Raw genomic sequence first — 18,742 nt, forward strand, 5'->3', positions numbered from 1 at the left:
GGGCTATCCCGTGATTCGGATATCGCTGACGAACATGCCCCACAGCGCGGTGGTCAGCATGAGATCGAGAATGACCACGAGCACCAGGCTGGCGCGGATGGCGCGCCCCGAGGCCACGCCCACGCCCTCCGGCCCGCCCGAGGCGTAGAAGCCGTAGTAGGAGTGCACCAGGATCACCACGATGACGAACACCACGGCCTTGAACAGCGACAGGAAGATGTCCTTGGGCGCCAGGAAGGCCTGGAAGTAATGGTCATAGGTGCCGCCCGCCTGCCCGTGCACGACCTTGATGAAGAACGCCGTCGCGAAGTAGCTGCAGGACAGGGACGCCAGATACACCGGCACCACGATGAGCACCCCCGCGATCACCCGGGTGGTCACCACGAACGGAATCGGTTCCACCGCAGTGGCTTCCAGCGCGTCGATCTCCTCGGAGATGCGCATGGACCCGATCTCCGCGGTGATCCGGCAGCCGGCCTGCGCCGCGAAGGCGATGGCCGCCACCAGCGGCGCGAGCTCGCGGGTATTGGCGAAGGAAGAGATGAATCCGGTGAGCGGGCCCATGGCCAGCATGTCCAGCAGCCGGAAGGCCTCGATGCCGATGACCGCGCCGGTCATCAGGCCCATGAACACCACCACCCCGACGGTGCCGCCGCCCACGATGACCCGGCCGTTGCCCCAGCCGATATCCATGAACACCACGCCGATCTGGCGGCGGTAGCGGTGCAGGGTGCGCGGGACGGCCCGCAGCACGTGATACGCGAAGGCGAACTGGTGACCGAGCGCGACCACGGGTACGAGGGAATTGCCCGCCCGCTGGATCGTGCGTCCGCCCAGCGCCCGGTACTTCGATGGAACAACCACTTATAACCCCATACTGTCGGGAAACCAGATGGTCAGCAGCTGGGTGATGAGCACATTCGCGGCGAAGGTGGTCATCACGCCGAGCACGACGGTGGCGTTCACGCAATCGGCCACGCCCTTGGGGCCGCCGGACGCCTCGAACCCGCGCTGACTGGCCACCAGCACGACCAGGATTCCGAAGATGACGGTCTTGGCGATCGCGATGATCAGATCTGTCGTACTGGCGAAGGCCGCAAAGGAATTGAAGAACGCACCCGGTACACCACCCTGGATGAGAGTCATCGCGTAGATGGTCGACATGCCGACGAACACCACCAGGATGCACATGAGTGGGCCCACGATGAACATGGCGGCCAGCCGCGGCGCGACCAGGCGATGATTCGGATTGATACCCAGCGTGCGGATGGCGTCGATCTCCTCGCGGATCTTGCGCGCACCCAGATCGGCCGCGACCGCCGCGCCCACCGCACCACCCATGAGAATGCCCGAAACCATCGGCGCCGCTTGGCGGATCACGCCGAGCCCGCCCGCCGCGCCGGCCTGCGAGGTGGCCCCGACCTGCGCGGCCAGCGAGCCGACCTGAATCTGGATGATCGCACCCAATGGGACGGAGATGAGAATGGCCGGCCAGCCGGAGACGCTCATCATGAACCAGGCCTGCGTAATGGTCTCGCGCCACGGGTGATTCAGCTTGATGATGTCGCGGACGAGGCCGTAGACGGAATCGACGGCGAGCAGTACCAGCCGGCCGAAGGTGCCGATGGAGCCGAGCAGCGTGTGCCACGCCCACAGCGCCAACCGGGCGAACGGGCGGATCACCGGCGGCAGGGCTGTCCAGCCGGGCGCCGGTTCCGGAGCGGCCGGGACGGCCTCCTCGGGGACTGCCAACGTACTCATTCAAACCTCCCCTGCACACCGTCTGAGACAATGTACGCGCACCGGACCACACCGGCCGTGAATATCAATGAATTGGCGGACGGTTACGGCGTCCACCATTGAACTACTTCCTGCACAGCGGGATTCGCACCCTGGTGCATCAAAGTCAAAACACTCTGAGTCAGTTGCATGGAGACGCCCGAACCCGAACCCGACCAGGCGCCCCCACCGGCATCCACCACGAGCCGGAGCGGCGTACCCGTCGCGAGTTCATAAGCCTTGAAATACGACCCGCACACCACGAACAGCGTCTGCGCCGTGGACCCCACCACCGTCGCGCGATTCCATTCGTCGCAGCGCGCGGACACCCCGTCGCCACCGAACCAGCCGTATTGGTTCGCGGTCCTGTTCGCGAAGCCCGGCAGGGCGCTCGCCGGCGCCGCGGTATAGGCCGCCGAGTCCGGGAGCTGCGGCGGAATGGCCTCTTGCGGCACAACGGGTGCGGGCGTCGTAGTGCCGACCCGGGTGGTCGGGACGGCGCTCGTGCCCGGCGCGGCCGGCTGCTGGGCCACCACGACAATGGGCGGCGGCGCACCCAGATGCGCCCGGAACCACAGCGCCGCTCCCCCGCCGCCCCCGATGAGCGCCGCCGAAACCAGCAGTCCCGCAATGTAAGCGAACGCCGATCCCCTCGGCTTGCGCGCTGCCCCCACGAGCGCCTCCTTGAAAGAAATCTCGCCCTACCGACTCAGACAGTGGTTAGCATACTGTGACCCACGACCCACGGATAGGCAAACTGAGATCGCGATCACATGGAGGGGACATGAATTACCGCCTGCGAATGGCGTTTTCGCTGGCAGCACTCGGAATGGTGCTGTCTCCGACAATCAGCGCATGTAGCTCCGGCAATGTCCGGAGCAGCGACATCACGATTACCGTCGCCCCCACCACCACCGCCGCGAGCACCGCGGCCGGCGGCAAGACCCCGGATCCGCTCACCGCCGACCAGCTGAACACCAAGCTGCAGGACCTGTTCGGCAAGGGCCATCAGGTCAGCGACGACCAACGGCTGTCCATCGTGCAGGGCGGTGAGGTGTTCCGCTCCGATCTGCCGCAACTACAGAAGGCCATGTCCGAGAACCCGAATGCCACCTTCGGCGTGGTGCCGGACTCGGTATCGCTCAACGGCGACACCCTCGAAGCCGACTTCTGGCTCGACAAGGACGGCAATGGCAATCGCCGTTCCGCGCCCCTCGATCTGGTTCCGGTGAACGGCGAGTGGAAGATCCCGGTCAACGAGATCTGCGGCATCCTCGCCCAGACCGATTACAAATCACCGGCCTGCCAGTCCTAGGGGTGCATCGTGTTCCACTGGCTGGGGCGGTGGACCTACCGCGCGCGCTACGCCGTCATCGCCGGATTCATTGCGCTGATGGCGATTTCGGGCCTCTTCGGGCACGGATATCAGGACCGGCTCACCGCACAGGGCTTCTTCGACGACACCAGCGAATCGGTCGCGGGTGCGAAACTCTCCGACAACACCTTCGGGCGTGACTTCGACGGCGATGTGATCGCGCTCTACACCGCACCCGCCGGGCGGCACATCACCGATCCCGATATCGAGGCCGCCGGACGGGCGCTGACACAGAAACTGCTGACCGACTTCAAGACCGAGATCAAGGATGTCAGCGGCTACTGGAACGGCAGCCTCGGCAAGACGAGGTTCATCGACGCCACCAAGACGCAGGCCTTCATCAGCATCGGGTTGCAGGGCACCGGAGATCAGGACAGCGTCGACCACTACCACCGGATCGAGAGTCAACTCGCCATTCCCGGACTGGATCTGCGTATTGCCGGGCGGGTCCCGGTGGCCGACGCCGTCGGGCTCACCATGCAGGCCGATATCCAGCGTATGCACGTGATCGCGCTGCCGGTGGTGGCCATCGTGCTGTTCTTCGTCTTCGGGGGCGTGATCGCGGCCTCGCTCCCGCTGATCGTCGGCGGGCTCACCATCGCCGGCGCATGGGGCGTGATGAAACTGCTGACCGATGTCATGCACGTGCACCAGTTCGCCGACGCGGTCATCTCGCTCATCGGGCTCGGGCTGGCCATCGACTACGGGCTGTTCATGGTCAGCCGGTTCCGCGAAGAGATCGCCGCCGGACGATCCACCGAAGACGCTGTGCGCATTACTGTTTCGACGGCGGGGCGCACCATCGTGTTCTCGGCGACGATCATCGTGGTGTGCGTGGCCGGGGTGCTCATCTTCCCCATGACCTTCCTGCGATCGGTGGCGCTGGGCGCGCTCACGGCGGTGGCGCTGGCGGCGCTGCTGTCCCTCACCGTGCTGCCCGCCATGCTCGCCGTGCTCGGCAAGCGGGTGGACGCCTTCGGGCTGCGGCGGTTCTCCCGTACCCGCACCGAGGCGCAGATCGATGCCTCGTTCTGGTCGCGGCTGGCCACCTGGGCGATGAAACGTCCGGCGCTGCTGGCCTATCCGATCATGCTGGTGCTGCTGGGGCTGATCCTGCCGTTCCTGCACGTGCAGTACGCGGGACTCACCGAGAAGTACCTGCCGCCAGGCAGTGAAACCCGCACGGCGCAGCAGACTTTCGACGCGGTCTTCCCGAAGGAGCGGGTGGAGCCCGTCAAACTGGTGATCGCGGGCGCGGATCGGGCGACGCTCGATGCGATCGTCGCGGCCGCGAACAAGACACCGGGGTTGACGAGCGGGTTCGAACAGCCCTTCTCCAATGGCGTGGCCGCGGCGGGCGTGAACGTGAAGGTGTATCAGGCCGGTCTGGTCGATCCGAACGACGCCGACACCGTCATCGCCCGGCTGCGCGCCATCTCGCCGCCACCCGGGGTGACCATGTATGTGACGGGTCTGCCCGTGCTGGAACGGGATTCGATCCACGGGGTGATCCATCGCTTGCCGATATTGCTGGCCATCCTGGTGATCGCCTCGTTCGTCATGATGTTCCTGGCCTTCGGCTCGTTCGTGCTGCCGCTCAAGGCGGTGGTGGTGAGCGGGCTGAGCCTCACCGCCACACTGGGTTTCCTGTCGTTCGTCTTCTACGACGGGCACGGGGCGGGGCTGCTCGACTTCACGCCGCAACCGCTGAGCTTCCCGGTGCTGGTGATCATCGTGGCCATCGTGTTCGGACTGTCGACCGATTACGAGATCTTCCTCATGTCGCGGATGGCGGAGGCGCGGGAGCGCGGAGCGGACACCCCGGAGGCCATCCGATACGGGACCGCCCATACCGGCGGGATCATCACCGCTGCGGCGCTGGTGCTGATCGTGGTGACGGGGGCGTTCGGGCTGTCGGATCTGGTGCTCATGAAGTACATCGCCTACGGAATGATCATGGCGCTGATTCTGGACGCCACGGTGATCCGCCTGCTGCTGGTGCCGGCGGTCATGCGCATGCTGGGCGATCGGTGCTGGTGGGCGCCGCGCTGGGCGCAGCGGCTGCACCGGCGGATCGGGCTGTCGGAGGGCGGGGCCCGGTCCGCGCCGGCGGATGAGCCGGAAGAGGTCGCGGTATGAAATGGGGCGGTCGGTTCGCAGTGCTCGCGGTGAGCGGCCTCGCCCTCGGCGCACTGCTCACCGGCCCCGCCTCGGCCGCGTCGGGGGGCCTTGCCCGGACCGATGCCGGCACCCTCGCCGAGATCGACTGCGGGGCCACGCACACCGCCGGTTCGCGACTGGAAATCAGCTGCTACAACCCGGATTCGGAGCCGGGATCGGTGGATGTCACCTATGTCTGCAGCACTCCGCTGGACGGGCGGCAGGTCGTCTTCACCGAGCCCGGCAATCCGATCGGCGCGGGCGCCGCACTGCGGCTGTCCCGGGACTGCGGGCCCGGGCAGGTGGTGCTGACCTATCAGGTCTGGCCACTGACCGCGAGTCAGCTCGGCGATCAGGCGGCTCGACAGGAAAGAATCCGGCGGCAACGCGATCAGGAGGAAGGCCGGTAGGTTCGCTGTGCGGGAATTCCTTGCGTCTGAGACACTTTCGATCACAAGCGTCCGCGCTGTGCGATACGGACAGGAATGTGGGGAGTTGCGATGGCAGCACAAATGGCGGACAAGCTCATCGACGCCGCCGTGGACTATATCGTCGACCAGGTCACCGGCGATCTGCTGGTCGCACATACGGATTCGATTCTGCGCGATACCTTCGCGGTTGCCGAAACCATGAAGGTCTCCGATGCACTGGACCGGGATTCGGTACAACAGACCGCCCTGTAATCATCGAATTGGCCGACAGCAGCGCCGCGAATCGGCAGTTGTTCGAGGCCTTGGCCGATGCCATCTACGATCTCGCGGCCAATGACGAGTTCCGGCTGGGCGATGTGATCGACCACGACGGCGTCGCGATCTGCGCGAATTCATCGAACTCGATGAGCTGCGCGCAGTGGTCACCGCAATCTTGGATCTGGTCACCACGGTCAAGAATCATGATTATCTGGCGGAACTCGTGGGCGATGCCGCGGAAATCCTGCTCGGCTATTACGGCGATTACACGGTGGCCGGATTGTGGAAGGAAGTCGGGATAACTCCGGAGCTGCTGCGCGACGAATTCGTGCGGTATGCGCCGCCCGTCATCGAGATAGCGAAACGTGACGGCGTACTGGCGGGTATGGTGCGGCAGCGCGTCGAACCGTTCTTTCGTTCCGATGTGGTCCAAGGGATTCTGACGGGGGCCCGAGCGTAATCCGCTCGGCGTCTTTGCAATTCGAGCGTTTCGATTGCAATCTGTCTGAGACAAAGCTAGTCTGAACACGGCCCGCGGTGCTCCGATGTGTACCCCACCGAACCGCCGCGGGTCCCGGGGGCGGCCCGCGCGCACCTCCTGTTGTCCGGCACGTGCCCACTGTTGTGCCGGAACGCGGGTCGCCCTTCACCCGGACGGGTTAATGTCGAGGGTCGCGTCCACGATGCATGGGTTGACCGAAGACGCTCAGTCGATCAGAGACGCGCAGTTCGATCACCGACCGCGATATCGTCCGCGATGCAAGGAGAGCCGATGGCTCCGGGGGTTCCCGCCGCACTACGCAAGCTGCTACCCACCGTCCTCGTCGCCGCCGTGGTGCTGGCCGCCGCGCTGTGGCAGCACCATGCCGTCGCCACCGGCACCCGCGCCCTGCTGGCCGCCGACCCGCGCTGGCTCGCGGTCGCCGCGGTGGCCACCATCGCCCTGTGGCCCGCTCAGGTCTGGATGATGCGCGGCTCGATCCCGGCGCACACCCCCGCACACAAACTGTTCGCCCTGCAATTGGCGGTGCCCGCCATCGGACTGGTGCCCGCCGCTTCGCTGCTCGTGCGATTGCGCTTTCTCCGCCGCACCGGTCTCACCCACACCGCGGCCCTCGCGTCCATGACCCTCTTCGGATTCGCCGCCCTCATGGTCCGGGTCCCGATGGTGATCGTGGCGGCCATCGCCGCGCCCGCCCTCATGAGCCGCAGCGGCGCCAGCCCGCCCTGGCACGATCTGGGCGCCCGCACGGCGGGCTGGTGGCACGCGGCCGCCGACCACCCCTGGCGCACCGCCGGCGTCGTCCTCGCGGCCTTCGCCATCCTCTGCGCCGTCGCCACCGTCGGCGTGATCACCCTGCGCCACAAGGCCGCCGAACGCGGCGGCTGGCGCGAAATGATCTTCCACCACGGCCGCGCCGAGGCCCGATTCGCCTGGAAATCCCTGGCCACCACCGCAATCCGCCCGCAGCGCGCCGCCCTGCTCTGGCTCTGCGCCGTTGCCGAACCCCTGCTCATGGTGGTGGCCCTGTGGGCCATGCTGCATGCCGTGGGCGCGAACCTCAGCCTGGCAGACACTTTCGTGGTCCAGCTGGTGACGGTCGCCCTCGCACCCCTGCTCCCGACGCCCAGCGGCGCCGGCGCCCGGGAACTCACCATCGCCGCCGGCCTGACCGCCGTGGCCGGTCTCACCGGCGGCATCGCGGTGGCGGCGGCCCTGGGCTTCCGCCTATTGACCTTCTGGTGCCAGATCCCGTTGGGCCTGGCCTCTTTCGCCTACCTGAGCCACCGCCGCGATATCTGACCGGGTCTATGGCCATTCGTAGTGCACATCGGTGAGGCGCTCACTCAAGCGCCAGAGCGCACCCGCCTGGAGACGGCTGTAGCCCAAGGGGTTTCGCAGCGCCCGGCGAGGATAGCCGAAGGCCTCGAAAGCCGGTCCCACATAGGCGTTTCCGCGTAGACCGGGCGTGGTCGCGGCATACAGCTGGGGCAGCGCGCCCATCCGGTCGGATTGGGCCAGGGACACGAGCAGGCGCTGCTGGGCCGCGGCCAGCCTGCCGCCCACGCCCTTTTCCCCATCGGAGTCGTAGAGGTGGGTCGAGGAGAGGCCGGGGTGGGCCGCGACGGCGGTCAGGCCGGAGCCCGCCGCGCGGGCGCGGCGATGCAGTTCCGAAGTGAAGAGCAAGTTCGCGAGTTTGGATTGGCTGTAGGCGAGCCAGCGGACATAGAGCACGCGCCAGTTCGGATCGGACCAGTTGATGAAGCCGCCCCAGGCCGCCACCGAGGAGACCGTCACCACGCGGGGATCTTCGGACCGGAGCAGGGTGGGGAGCAGCAGACCCGTCAGCGCGAAGTGGCCCAGATGATTGGTGCCGAATTGGGCGTCGAAGCCGTCCGCGGTGCGAATGTTCCTGGGGAGGGCCATCACTCCGGCATTGTTGATCAGGATGTCGATGGCGGCGCCACGCACTTCGAGGTGGTCGGCGGCGCGGCGGACCGAGGACAGGTCGGCCAGATCCAGCGGCAGCACTTCGGGTTTCGGGCCGGTGGCGGCTGCGGAGACCGATTCCAGCGCGGCGGCGGCCTTGAGTTCGTTGCGGCAGGCCATGATCACGTGCGCGCCCTTGGCGGCCAGGGCTTCGGCGGTGCGCAGACCCAGGCCGCTGTTGGCGCCGGTGACCACGGCGGTCCGGCCCTTCTGGTCGGGGATGTCGGCCGCGGTCCAGCGCCGCGGGAGGAAGGGGGGCGTTGCGGTATCGGTCGGGGCCGACTGCACCTCGGTCATCCGGTCACACTCCTGTTCGGTTGCCGTCTGAGACAATCTAGTTGATCCTATGAGGATCCGACAGGTCCCGCTGCGTGGCCGAAGCCACCGGGGACGATCGACAGAGGGGATCGCTCATGGCGAGCTACGAATCCGGCTACCGCACGGCCGTCGAAGTCCGTCCCGGCCAGTTCGAACAACTGCTGCGGCTGCTCCTGGAGACCGCGCTCGAATGGCTGCGGCCGCGGCTCGAACGGGCGGCGCGCTTCCTGTTCGCCGAAGTCCTGCGCGGCGTGATCGTGCTCGCCGCACTGGGATTCGCGCTCGCCGCGGCGGCCTACGGGACGATCTACTTCTTCGCCTTCCTGGTCGAACTGCTCAGCCAGTGGATGCCGCACTGGGCCGCGCTGCTCACCACCTCGGCGACCATGCTGGTGCCCGCCGGCTGCGCCGCCCTGCTCGGACTGTGGCAGCTGGCCAAGCTGCGCACCGTCCGCACCGCCGTGGCGGGCGCCGCCTACCTGAGCGCCGCCACGCAAACCTGGCTGCGCCGCACCCGCACCGCCGCCGACGACAGCCTCTGATCGCGAAGGACATCGAGTCATGCTCACCACCATCATCATTGTCGTGGCCGCACTGCTCGTCGTGGGTGCGATCGGCGCGGGCATCGGCGCCCTGCTACTGCGGAATTGGACCGAGGCCGTGCTGCGCGGCGGCGGATTCAAGGTGCAGCAGGTTCCCGCCGCGGACCTCGACGAATTCCTGCGGACCCAAGCCACTTTCGCGGTCACCGCACAACGCGAATTCCCTTACCCGCCGCACAAGGTATGGGATGCGCTGCAACTCGACGGAACCTTCTCCTGGATTCCGTTCGTCAACGGCATTCGCTATCGCGACGACTACCGCCGCGAGGGCGCGCTGCGCACCTTCGACGGACTCCTGTTCGGCGCGGAGGAGAAGGTCATCGTGCAGGCCCCCGACCGGCGACTCGCCGTGAGCGGAACCAGAATTTCACTGCCGGTGCTCATCCGTTCCTTCGCCGAGGACTACCAGCTGACCGAGACCGCGGACGGCACCCTGCTGACCTGGACCATAGCCTTCCGACCACGGTATTTCACCTTCCTGCCGCTACGCTGGGGCGCACCGTTCGTCCGCCCCTTCGCACGCTTCGGAATTCGCGGCCTGACCACCCGTATTTGATCTCGGCGCTGCCGCGCGCGACCAACCCCGCTAGTCTCGGAACGACCGCAATTTCACTGCACTCCCAGCCAATTGGTCGTTAAGGATTAAAAGATAGTGAATACGCTGGACAAATTCTCCACTCGCAGCGGCGGGTTCCGCAGTGTCGTGATCACCGCCGTGGAGATGACCACATCGATTGCCCCCGATACCGAGGGCACCTGGGCGGGATTGCTCTCCGGGACAAGCGGCATCAAGACCCTCACCGACCCGGAAGTCGCGCGACTGCAACTGCCGGTCGATATCGGCGGACAACTCGTCCACGACCCCACCAGCGACCTGGACCGCATCAAGAAGCGGCGCATGTCCTATGTGCAGCAGATGGCCTACGCCATGGGCAAGCGACTGTGGGCGACCGCCGGCACCCCCGAGGTCGACAAGGACCGCCTCGGTGTCTGCATCGGCACCGGGCTCGGCGGCGCCGACGCCATCGTGGACGCCAATGACGCCATGCGCGATCACGGTTACCGCAAGGTCTCCCCCTTCGCGGTGCCCATGAGCATGCCGAACGGCGTCTCCGGCGTGGTCGGGCTGGAGATCGGCGCCCGCGCCGGCATCGTCACACCGGTGTCCGCCTGCGCCTCCGGCTGCGAGGCGCTCGTACACGCCTGGCGCTCCATCATTCTCGGCGAGGCCGACATGATCGTGGCCGGCGGCGTCGAGGGGTACATCAATCCCGTTGCCATCGCCGGATTCTCGATGGCCCGCGCCCTCAGCACCCGGCTCGACGAACCCGAACGCGCCTCCCGGCCCTTCGACCGCGATCGCGACGGCTTCGTCTTCGGCGAAGCGGCCGCACTGCTCTTGCTCGAATCCGAGGAGCACGCCCTGGCCCGCGGCGCCAAACCCCTCGCCCGGCTGCTCGGCGCCGGACTCACCGCCGACGGATATCACATGGTCGCACCCGATCCCGAGGGACTGGGCTGCGCGCGAGCCATGCGCCGCGCCATCGAGACCGCCGGCGTGAGCCGCTCGGAAATCGACCATGTGAACGCGCACGCCACCGGCACCAGCATCGGCGACCTGTCCGAGGCCAAGGGCATCGCCGCCGCCATCGGCACCCACCCGGCGGTCTACGCACCCAAATCGGCCCTGGGCCATTCGGTCGGCGCGGTCGGCGCCCTAGAGGCGATCATCTCCGTACTCACCCTGCGCGACCAGGTAATCCCACCCACCCTGAACCTGGAGAACCAGGACCCGGAAATCGACCTCGACGTGGTCCACACCAAACCACGCCACACCGAAATCTCGTACGCCCTCAACAACTCGTTCGGCTTCGGCGGCCACAACGCCGCCGTCCTGTTCGGCCGCTACTAGTTTCGCAAAGCGCCGAGTGGCACATGGAGGTCGCAAACGCCGAGTAGCGCCGACCCCCATGTGCCACTCGGCGCTACGGGCGGTGGAGGTGGTCCAGTTTTCTGGCCAGGTAGTCGTCTATTCGGGAGAGGGCGCCGGGGCGGGTGAGGCGGGCTCGGAGAGCGGTCAGGCGGTCGGGGTGGAGGACGCGGGCGGCGAGGCGGGCGCCGCTAGGCGAGACCCGGGTGGCGAGGTACAGGGCGCGGGCCTCGATCGGGGTGGGTACCACCGCCGGGTTGCGGGATGCGACGCGAACTATGGTGCGGGCGATATTGTCCGGGCTGTGCGCGACGTAGCGCTGGGCCAGGGCCGAGACGCTCAGGGTGCGGGCCGCGGCGGCGGTCTGCTCGCCGTCGGCGTCGTCGTTGTCGTAGATGCCGGTGTGCACCAATGCGGGACAGACCGCCGTGACGCCGACGCCGGTGCCCGCGAATTCCAATCGCAGGCCCTCCGTGAGCATTTGGGCGGCCGCCTTGGTGGTGCAGTACGGGGTACTCAGCGGGATAGGGGCGAAGGCGGCGACCGAGGTGACATTGATGATGCGGCCGCCGCGGCCGGAATCGGCCATCTGCCTGCCGAAGTAGGTGGAACCGTGCACCAGGCCCCAGACGTTCACGCCCATGAGCCGCTCCCAGTCCGCCATGGTGTGCTCGAGGAAGGGGCCGGCGGTGGTGTAGCACGCATTGTTGACCAGCACCCGGGGCGTGCCGAATTCGGCGTGCACGTCCTCGGCGAAGTTCTCCATGGCGGCGGCGTCGGCGACGTCGACGGCGTAGGGGGTGGCGTCGCCGCCGAAAGCGGTGATGGTCTCGGCGGTTTCGACCGCGCGTTGCTTGTCCAGGTCGGCGGCGATGACGATCGCATGCCTGCGTGCGAAGCGCTGGGCCACCGCGCGGCCGATGCCGCCGCCCGCGCCGGTGATGACGACAACCTCGTTGTCGAAGCCTGACATGAAGTCCCCTGATTCCGCGGCTGCGGCGCTGCCGGACAATTCTTTCGATTGCTGTCCCAGACAGTGTACACTCTGTTCTCCAGCTAGGAGCAGACCAGCGATGAAACCCTTCCACCCGCGAATCGCCGTGGTAACCGGCGCGGGCAGCGGCATCGGACGCGGCACCGCCAAGGCGCTCGCCGCGCGCGGCGCCACCGTCATCGTCGCCGATATCAACTTCGCCACCGCCGAAGACACTGTGACGCTTATCCGTTCACAGGGCGGCAGAGCCTATTCGTACGCACTGGATGTCGGCGATATCGCGTCCATGGAAGCCTTCGCCGACTATGTGCGGACCGTGCACGGGGTACCCGATGTGGTCGTCAACAATGCCGGAATCGTGGTCGGCGGGCCGTTTTTCGATATCCGGCGGGCCGACCTGCAGCGCATCGTCGATGTGAACCTGCTGGCAGTCGTGCACGGGTGCAAACTGTTCGGCGCGCAGATGGCCGAGCGCGGGCGGGGCGGGCACCTGGTCAATGTGTCGTCCATCGCCGCGTTCACGCCGGTGCGGCTCGGGACACCGTACGCGTTCACCTCGGCGGCCGTGAAGCATTTCAGCGACGCGCTACGAGTCGAACTGGCCGGACAGGGAATTCGGGTGACCGCCATCTGCCCCGGACTGATCGCCACCAACCTGGCCGCCACCGCCACCCTCGCCACGCTCAGCGCCGAACAGGTCGCCATCACCCGGCAGATCGTGGTCAAGGGCATGACCCTGCTCGGCATGCACCCGGACAAGGCCGGTCGGCGCATTGTCGAAGCCATTGCGCGAAACCGCGCCATGGTGCCGCTGCGCCTGGAATCCTGGCTGACCTATGTCCTCACGCGCGCCTTCCCCCGCACCGCCCGCGCCCTCGCGCGCGTGGCCACCGGGCCGGAGGTCGAACGGGTCGTGCGCTATGTCATCGACCATCCCACCGTCATCGGCGTCGCGCGTGAGGCGGCCGAACTCATGCCGCAGCGGCCCGGTCTGCAAACCTATTGGGAACCACCGGAGTACGACGACCCGCCGCCACCCCCCATACCGATCAGGAGATGAACCCGATGGCCCAGCCCGTGGACCAGCAACCGCCCGCCGAACCCCCCACCCCGCGCAACCGGATGATCCTGGTCATGCTGGCGCTGGCCATCATCGGCGCACTCCTCGCCGCCGCTATGCTGGCGGGCGGCTGAGCGGCGCGCCCGGGCTGTCGAATTCCGCCCCGGGCCACTCCGGCGCCGGCCCAGGCCGTTTCGCTCCCGGCCTGGGCTGAATCGGCGCCGGCTCAGGCTGCTTCGCCCTCCACCGCGTAGCCCGGGAGCCATTCTTCGACGAGCCGCAGGAACGGGCCCTCGGTGTCCAATTGGGCACAGACGCCGATGATTCCGCCCAGGACACGGCCGAGCATCACCAGGTCGGGCAGTTCCGGCGGGGTGCGGACGGCCATGGTGTTGTGCACGGACATGTTCTTCACGTCCACCGCGCGAGTCATGTGCTCCTGCAACAGCCTTCGGTCGATGCGCAGGTTCTCGCCGTCCAGTTCGGCGATGATCGGGGCGACCAGGTTGATGATGGGCTCGGTGTCCAGGTGCCGGCCCGGGCGGACGAAACCGTTGTCGCGCAGGGTGTCGAAGAGGCGGTCGTAGTCCTCGGCGACGGCGTAGCGGGCCAGTTCGCCCACCACCGGCGGCAGGCCGTCGGGGAGGGCGATGGTCGCGCCGAAGTCGATGATGCCGAGCCGGCCGTCTTCCAGGAGCTGGAAGTTGCCGGGGTGCGGATCGCAGTGCAGGTGGCCGACGCGTTTGGGACTGGACAGTCCGAACTCGGCCAGCAGGATGCCCGCCCGATTGCGTTGCGCCACCGTGCCTTCGGCGATGATCCGGTTCAGCGGGGTGGCGTCCATCCACTCGGTGACCATGACCTTGGGTGCGCTGGCGATCACCCGCGGCACGAAGAAATCCGGGTCGTCGGCGAGCGCGCGGGCGAAGGTGCGCTGATGGTCGGCCTCGATGCGGTAGTCCAGTTCGTCGGCGGTGCGGGCCACGAATTCGTCGATGAGCGCGCGCACGTCCACGCCGGGCATGAATGCGCCGAAGGTGCCGGAAAGCATTTGCAGCAGTTTGAGATCCGACATGAGCGCCACATCCGCGCCCGGGTACTGGATCTTCACCGCGACCGTGCGGCCGTCCCGCCACCGCGCCCGGTGCACCTGGCCGATACTGGCGGCCGCCACCGGTTTGTCCTCGAATTCGGCGAAGCGTTCCCGCCAGCGGGTACCCAGTTGCTCGTCGAGCACGCGATGCGCCTGCTGCACCGGCATGGGCGGGGCCTGATTCTGCAGGCGGGTCAGGGCATCCCGGTAGCGGTCCGCGAATTTGGCCGGCACCGCGGCCTCGGCGACGCTGAGCGCCTGGCCGAGTTTCATTGCCCCGCCCTTGAGTTCGCCGAGCACCCGGAAGACCTCGTCGGCGGCCTTGTCGATGAGCGCCTCGTCGACGGTCCCACGTTCGGCGCCCGTCATGATGGCCTTACCGGTGGCCGTCATGCGCCGGGCCATGATGCCCATGGGCAAGGCGGCGAGTTTCGCCGACCGTGCCAGACCCGTTCGTCGCTTGCCTGCCATGGGTGTGCCTCGATTCCGTCTCGCCGTTGCCGTGCCCGAGGGGCACATCTCGAAACTAGAGTGTCTGAGACACTAGGTCAATCAGCGATCCGCAATCCTCAAGCGGTGGCGGCGTGCGATTGCGTCCCGGAATCACTTGCCAGGGCGCCGGATTCGACCGCCAGACCGGTCAGTTCGGCGAAGCGCGCCTCCACCTTGTCGTGATACATGCCGAACAGATCCTCGAACAAGGACAACTGCGCCTCGCTCGGACCGGTCTCGGACTCCCACACCGCCAGCAGCGCACGCCAGACCAGCACATGCAGATCCGCGGACGCCGCGAAGAACGCGTCCACCGCCTCCGGCACCTCGAACAGCGTCTCCCCCACCGAATTCAGCACCGCGCGCTGCATGGAGTGACCGAGCTCCGAGAGCAGCGTGCGCACCAAGCCGATCTCCAGCTCCAGCAGGCGCACATGATCGGGTTCCGTTGCCCGCGCCAGGGTTTCGAGTTCGTCCACGGTCGCGTGCAACTCCTGCGACGGGATCGCGCGCTCGGACTCGGTGTAGTCGAGCAATGCCTCGAGCACGATGGCGCGTTCCACGATGAGGATATTGCGGAACATCTCCGCCGCCAGCTCGGGCGCAGGCATGGACAATCGGAACAGCCGCCGGTACACATCCACCCCGCCGGCCAGGCGCACATCACGCACGGTGAAACCACGACCGCGATGCGCGTCGACGAAACCGTAGGATTCCAGGCGACCCAGCACCAATTGCGCAGTAGCCCGGTTCATCCCGAATTCCTCGGCCACCTGACGCACCGACGGAATCAGGTCACCCGGTGCGTACTCCCCGGTCGCAACGCGTCGAGCGATTTCGTCGGCGACATCGGCGACGACCGTCTGGGCACCCATCCTGTCACCTTTCGACAACTTTCGAATACGTCCCAGACAGTTTAAGCTTTTGTGTGCCAAACTGCACGTGCGGCGCACACAGCGAAGTGAGCCGATGAGGTGACCTATGGCCATGCGGCGGATCGGAAGTCGTTCGGGGGATTCCGGGGGTCTACCGCCGGTGCGTTCAGCCGTCCGCAATGCCCGGCTCGCCGGGATTCCGGTCGCGTTCGCCGGGCGGCAGGCCGCCGGGGTCGGCAAACGCGCGCTGGGCAAATCCGCCGCCGAGGTCGACCTCGAGATCCAGATGCGCACGGCCCAGCACATATTCGAGGTACTCGGCGAACTGAAGGGCTGCGCCACCAAACTCGGGCAACTGCTCGCGCTCTACGAACTCGCCCTGCCGCAGGAGATCGCCCAGCCCTACCGCACCGCACTGACCCAGTTACAGGATTCGGTGCCCACCATGCTGCCCGCCACCGTGTGCGAGGCCATGAGCGCGAACCTGGGCGAGAACTGGCGGTGGCATTTCACCGAATTCGACGAACGCCGTGCGGCGGCCGCCTCCATCGGGCAAGTGCACCGGGCGATCTGGCGCGACGGACGGCAGGTCGCGGTGAAGGTCATGTATCCCGGAGCCCGCGCCGCGGTACTCGGCGATCTCCAGCAATTGCGGCGACTTTCGGTCCTGGCCACGGTATTCGCGCCCGGCGCGGACGTGCCCGCGGTCACCGAGGCCATCTGCACCGGCGTCGCGGAGGAACTCGACTATGCCGCCGAGGCGGAGTACCAGCGCCGCTTCGCCGAGGCCTACGCCGACGATCCGGACTTCGTGGTGCCCGCCGTGATCAGCCAGCGCGGTGATGTGATCGTCACCGAATGGCTCACCGGCACACCGGTTTCCAGGATCATCGAAGCGGGGGCGCCGGAAGAGCGCAGCCGCGTCGGCATGCTCATCATGCGATTCCTGCTCTCGTCCTGGTCCCGCACCGGGCTGCTCTACTGCGATCCGCATCCGGGCAACTTCCGCATCCTGCCCGACGGCCGCCTCGGCGTCGTCGACTTCGGCGCCTGCGCGCCTTGGCCGCCCACCGGCTTCGAGGAACTGGTCGGCGAGGTCATGGACGCCGCACTCAACGGCGGCACCGACGAGATCGACGCCGCCATCCGCCGCCACGGCTTCGTCCGCCCCGGCCGCAACTACGACGTCCAGGCCCTCGCCGCCGCCCTCGACCTGGTCAGCGACCCCCTCTGCCGGCCGACCTTCCGCCTCACCACCGACTGGCTCCGCCAACGCGTCCGCTTCGTCCTCGCACCCCGCCTCACCAATGTCCACCGCCAAATGGATATGCCCGCCTACGTCACCCCCTTCGCCCGCTCCTTCCTCACCGGCCTCGGCGTCCTCTGCCAACTCGAGACCGAGGGCCCCCTCCGCGCCGAATTCGCCCGCTGGTCCCCCGAACTCGCCGCCGTCTTCGAAAAATACGACACCCGCCGCTCCCACCCCACCGACCTGGACATAGCCCGCCACCGCCGCACTACCCCCACCCCCCACCGCTTCTCCATAGTCGGCTGAGCGGCGGGCGGGCCCCGGAGTATCTGCTGCGGAAGGTCGCACCCACCGGGTCATAGAACGGGTCTATGTATCCATCGGTTTGTGGGCGGTACCGGGGGGTTCGGTGCGAAACCATGCTTGATGCATGACCACATTGACCTTGCGCCCCAGCGAAGAGACCTCGGTTGTCGTGCCCGAGGCCGCACCGGCGAACAGTCTGCGGCAGTTCGCGCCGAACTGGTTCGCGGTGGTCATGGGTACCGGGATCGTCGCGAATGCCGCTGCCACCCTGCCTTTGCAGTTTGCCGGATTGCGGGGGGCGGCCACTCTCGTGTGGGCGCTGGCGGCTGCGCTGCTGGTCGTGATGGCGGTGGCCTGGGTGCTGCATTGGCGGCGGCACCCCGAGGCCGCACGGGCTCATGGTGCGAATCCCGTCATGATGCAGTTCTATGGCGCACCTCCCATGGCGCTGCTGACCGTCGGTGCGGGCACTCTCCTGCTCGGCAAGGACGTGATCGGGCTGAATGCGGCACTGACCATCGACTGGGTGTTGTGGTCGGCGGGCACCGTGCTGGGTCTGGTTTCGGCCGCCGCCATTCCTTTCCGGATGATCACCCGGCATACCTTCGAGGGCGATGCGGCCTTCGGCGGCTGGCTGATGCCCGTGGTGCCTCCTATGGTTTCGGCCGCTCTCGGCGCGCTGCTGGTTCCCTACGCTCCCGCCGGACAGCTGCGGCTGACCATGCTGGTGGCCTGCCTGGCCATGTTCGGTATCAGCCTGATCGCCGCCTTCGTGACCACCACCATCCTGTGGTCGCGGCTGCTGCACCACGGCCTGCCCCCGGCCGGCATGGTCGCCACCGTGTGGCTGGTGCTGGGTCCCCTGGGTCAGTCGGTCACCGCCGCCGGGCTGCTGGCCAATGTCGCACCCACCGCGCTGAACGAGCGCGAGGCCGCCGGACTGGACGTCTTCGCCATGCTGTTCGGTGTTCCCACTTGGGGATTCGCCATGCTGTGGCTGGCCCTGGCCATCGCGGTCACCTGGCACTGCCGGAAGTCGATGCCCTTCAATATGACCTGGTGGGGCTTCACCTTCCCCGTCGGCTGCTGCGTCACCGGCAGCACCGCGCTGTTCGTGCACACCGGTGCGGACATGTTCGCCATCGCCGCCGTCGCCCTGTACGGCCTGCTGGTCGCCGCCTGGGCCGTGGTCGCGGTCCGGACCGTCCACGGTGTGCTGCACGGCAACCTGCTGCGCCCCGCACACTGAGCCCGACCGAACAGTCTTACCGAACCGAATGGCCCGGACATTCCGGGCCATTTTCGACGCGATCTCCTGCGGTGTAACCC

At 67.4% G+C, this 18,742-nt stretch carries 20 protein-coding genes; 13 read left to right on the top strand and 7 right to left on the bottom strand.

The genetic code is table 11. The features are described from left to right. Positions 1-3: 3 nt before the first annotated feature. The 3 genes from ACIP5Y_RS01515 to ACIP5Y_RS01525 all read right to left on the bottom strand — a co-directional run bounded on the left by ACIP5Y_RS01515 (position 4) and on the right by ACIP5Y_RS01525 (position 2,453). A complete protein-coding gene (locus ACIP5Y_RS01515; protein ID WP_400349055.1) occupies positions 4-837 on the bottom strand; it encodes an ABC transporter permease in 834 nt (277 codons plus the stop codon). Positions 838-864: 27 nt separating this feature from the next. Further along, positions 865-1,761 (bottom strand): MlaE family ABC transporter permease, encoded by an 897-nt coding sequence (locus ACIP5Y_RS01520; protein WP_400346570.1) that lies wholly within the window; start codon positions 1,759-1,761, stop codon positions 865-867. Between the two features lie 83 nt (positions 1,762-1,844). Then, positions 1,845-2,453, bottom strand: a complete 609-nt coding sequence (locus ACIP5Y_RS01525; protein WP_400346572.1) for a hypothetical protein — start codon at positions 2,451-2,453, stop codon at positions 1,845-1,847. Between the two features lie 110 nt (positions 2,454-2,563). Here ACIP5Y_RS01525 and ACIP5Y_RS01530 point away from each other — a divergent pair, with 110 nt between their 5' ends. The 6 genes from ACIP5Y_RS01530 (at position 2,564) to ACIP5Y_RS01555 (ending at position 7,807) form a co-directional block, all read left to right on the top strand. Next, complete coding sequence (locus tag ACIP5Y_RS01530; protein ID WP_400346574.1) at positions 2,564-3,094, top strand: hypothetical protein; 531 nt, start codon at positions 2,564-2,566, stop codon at positions 3,092-3,094. Positions 3,095-3,103: 9 nt separating this feature from the next. Further along, on the top strand, positions 3,104-5,293 hold the full coding sequence (locus tag ACIP5Y_RS01535) for an MMPL family transporter (protein ID WP_400346576.1): 2,190 nt from the start codon (positions 3,104-3,106) through the stop codon (positions 5,291-5,293). Then, entirely contained in the window at positions 5,290-5,724 is a 435-nt protein-coding gene (locus tag ACIP5Y_RS01540; RefSeq protein ID WP_400346578.1) for a hypothetical protein, read from the top strand. The genes ACIP5Y_RS01535 and ACIP5Y_RS01540 overlap by 4 nt, the downstream gene beginning before the upstream one ends. Before the next feature lie 90 nt (positions 5,725-5,814). Continuing rightward, the gene (locus tag ACIP5Y_RS01545) at positions 5,815-5,997 is read left to right on the top strand and encodes a hypothetical protein (RefSeq protein ID WP_400346580.1); all 183 of its coding nucleotides are present in this window, start codon (positions 5,815-5,817) and stop codon (positions 5,995-5,997) included. A 166-nt stretch (positions 5,998-6,163) separates the two neighbouring features. Next, positions 6,164-6,463, top strand: coding sequence for a hypothetical protein (locus tag ACIP5Y_RS01550; protein ID WP_400346581.1), 300 nt, complete (start codon positions 6,164-6,166; stop codon positions 6,461-6,463). 312 nt (positions 6,464-6,775) lie between these two features. Beyond that, the gene (locus tag ACIP5Y_RS01555) at positions 6,776-7,807 is read left to right on the top strand and encodes a YbhN family protein (protein WP_400346582.1); all 1,032 of its coding nucleotides are present in this window, start codon (positions 6,776-6,778) and stop codon (positions 7,805-7,807) included. Positions 7,808-7,813: 6 nt separating this feature from the next. On the opposite strand, the gene ACIP5Y_RS01560 is transcribed toward ACIP5Y_RS01555, so the two are convergent. Continuing rightward, positions 7,814-8,791, bottom strand: coding sequence for an oxidoreductase (locus ACIP5Y_RS01560; protein ID WP_400346583.1), 978 nt, complete (start codon positions 8,789-8,791; stop codon positions 7,814-7,816). A gap of 116 nt (positions 8,792-8,907) precedes the next feature. Here ACIP5Y_RS01560 and ACIP5Y_RS01565 point away from each other — a divergent pair, with 116 nt between their 5' ends. The 3 genes from ACIP5Y_RS01565 (at position 8,908) to ACIP5Y_RS01575 (ending at position 11,326) form a co-directional block, all read left to right on the top strand. Then, complete coding sequence (locus ACIP5Y_RS01565; protein ID WP_400346584.1) at positions 8,908-9,354, top strand: phage holin family protein; 447 nt, start codon at positions 8,908-8,910, stop codon at positions 9,352-9,354. A 19-nt stretch (positions 9,355-9,373) separates the two neighbouring features. After that, positions 9,374-9,970, top strand: a complete 597-nt coding sequence (locus ACIP5Y_RS01570) for an SRPBCC family protein (RefSeq protein WP_400346586.1) — start codon at positions 9,374-9,376, stop codon at positions 9,968-9,970. 93 nt (positions 9,971-10,063) lie between these two features. After that, positions 10,064-11,326: a KasA/KasB family beta-ketoacyl-ACP synthase gene (locus ACIP5Y_RS01575; RefSeq protein WP_400349057.1), complete on the top strand. Its 1,263-nt coding sequence runs from the start codon at positions 10,064-10,066 to the stop codon at positions 11,324-11,326. Positions 11,327-11,399: 73 nt separating this feature from the next. On the opposite strand, the gene ACIP5Y_RS01580 is transcribed toward ACIP5Y_RS01575, so the two are convergent. Further along, complete coding sequence (locus ACIP5Y_RS01580; protein ID WP_400346587.1) at positions 11,400-12,317, bottom strand: SDR family NAD(P)-dependent oxidoreductase; 918 nt, start codon at positions 12,315-12,317, stop codon at positions 11,400-11,402. A gap of 100 nt (positions 12,318-12,417) precedes the next feature. Between ACIP5Y_RS01580 and ACIP5Y_RS01585 the strand changes: the two genes are divergently transcribed. Then, a complete protein-coding gene (locus tag ACIP5Y_RS01585) occupies positions 12,418-13,398 on the top strand; it encodes an SDR family NAD(P)-dependent oxidoreductase (protein WP_400346589.1) in 981 nt (326 codons plus the stop codon). Between the two features lie 5 nt (positions 13,399-13,403). After that, a complete protein-coding gene (locus tag ACIP5Y_RS01590; protein ID WP_400346591.1) occupies positions 13,404-13,532 on the top strand; it encodes a hypothetical protein in 129 nt (42 codons plus the stop codon). A 92-nt stretch (positions 13,533-13,624) separates the two neighbouring features. On the opposite strand, the gene ACIP5Y_RS01595 is transcribed toward ACIP5Y_RS01590, so the two are convergent. Together ACIP5Y_RS01595 and ACIP5Y_RS01600 are read right to left on the bottom strand one after the other, a co-directional pair. Next, entirely contained in the window at positions 13,625-14,962 is a 1,338-nt protein-coding gene (locus ACIP5Y_RS01595; RefSeq protein WP_400346593.1) for an ABC1 kinase family protein, read from the bottom strand. 98 nt (positions 14,963-15,060) lie between these two features. Then, entirely contained in the window at positions 15,061-15,858 is a 798-nt protein-coding gene (locus ACIP5Y_RS01600; RefSeq protein ID WP_400346595.1) for a GntR family transcriptional regulator, read from the bottom strand. Positions 15,859-16,018: 160 nt separating this feature from the next. Between ACIP5Y_RS01600 and ACIP5Y_RS01605 the strand changes: the two genes are divergently transcribed. Both ACIP5Y_RS01605 and ACIP5Y_RS01610 read left to right on the top strand, forming a co-directional pair. Further along, positions 16,019-17,413, top strand: a complete 1,395-nt coding sequence (locus ACIP5Y_RS01605) for an ABC1 kinase family protein (RefSeq protein WP_400346597.1) — start codon at positions 16,019-16,021, stop codon at positions 17,411-17,413. Positions 17,414-17,537: 124 nt separating this feature from the next. Further along, positions 17,538-18,662, top strand: coding sequence for a TDT family transporter (locus ACIP5Y_RS01610; protein ID WP_400346598.1), 1,125 nt, complete (start codon positions 17,538-17,540; stop codon positions 18,660-18,662). Positions 18,663-18,742 lie beyond the last annotated feature (80 nt).

It is taken from the genome of Nocardia sp. NPDC088792, assembly GCF_044750615.1.
Lineage (GTDB): Bacteria > Actinomycetota > Actinomycetes > Mycobacteriales > Mycobacteriaceae > Nocardia.

What these genes read in the sequence shown, in the direction of transcription:
- ACIP5Y_RS01595 (WP_400346593.1), bottom strand. Translation starts at nt 14,962, where the DNA reads ATGGCAGGCAAGCGACGAACGGGTCTGGCACGGTCGGCGAAACTCGCC.
- ACIP5Y_RS01580 (WP_400346587.1), bottom strand. Translation starts at nt 12,317, where the DNA reads ATGTCAGGCTTCGACAACGAGGTTGTCGTCATCACCGGCGCGGGCGGC.
- ACIP5Y_RS01540 (WP_400346578.1), top strand. Translation starts at nt 5,290, where the DNA reads ATGAAATGGGGCGGTCGGTTCGCAGTGCTCGCGGTGAGCGGCCTCGCC.
- ACIP5Y_RS01555 (WP_400346582.1), top strand. Translation starts at nt 6,776, where the DNA reads ATGGCTCCGGGGGTTCCCGCCGCACTACGCAAGCTGCTACCCACCGTC.
- ACIP5Y_RS01570 (WP_400346586.1), top strand. Translation starts at nt 9,374, where the DNA reads ATGCTCACCACCATCATCATTGTCGTGGCCGCACTGCTCGTCGTGGGT.
- ACIP5Y_RS01565 (WP_400346584.1), top strand. Translation starts at nt 8,908, where the DNA reads ATGGCGAGCTACGAATCCGGCTACCGCACGGCCGTCGAAGTCCGTCCC.
- ACIP5Y_RS01600 (WP_400346595.1), bottom strand. Translation starts at nt 15,858, where the DNA reads ATGGGTGCCCAGACGGTCGTCGCCGATGTCGCCGACGAAATCGCTCGA.
- ACIP5Y_RS01590 (WP_400346591.1), top strand. Translation starts at nt 13,404, where the DNA reads ATGGCCCAGCCCGTGGACCAGCAACCGCCCGCCGAACCCCCCACCCCG.
- ACIP5Y_RS01520 (WP_400346570.1), bottom strand. Translation starts at nt 1,761, where the DNA reads ATGAGTACGTTGGCAGTCCCCGAGGAGGCCGTCCCGGCCGCTCCGGAA.
- ACIP5Y_RS01530 (WP_400346574.1), top strand. Translation starts at nt 2,564, where the DNA reads ATGAATTACCGCCTGCGAATGGCGTTTTCGCTGGCAGCACTCGGAATG.
- ACIP5Y_RS01610 (WP_400346598.1), top strand. Translation starts at nt 17,538, where the DNA reads ATGACCACATTGACCTTGCGCCCCAGCGAAGAGACCTCGGTTGTCGTG.
- ACIP5Y_RS01585 (WP_400346589.1), top strand. Translation starts at nt 12,418, where the DNA reads ATGAAACCCTTCCACCCGCGAATCGCCGTGGTAACCGGCGCGGGCAGC.
- ACIP5Y_RS01560 (WP_400346583.1), bottom strand. Translation starts at nt 8,791, where the DNA reads ATGACCGAGGTGCAGTCGGCCCCGACCGATACCGCAACGCCCCCCTTC.
- ACIP5Y_RS01545 (WP_400346580.1), top strand. Translation starts at nt 5,815, where the DNA reads ATGGCAGCACAAATGGCGGACAAGCTCATCGACGCCGCCGTGGACTAT.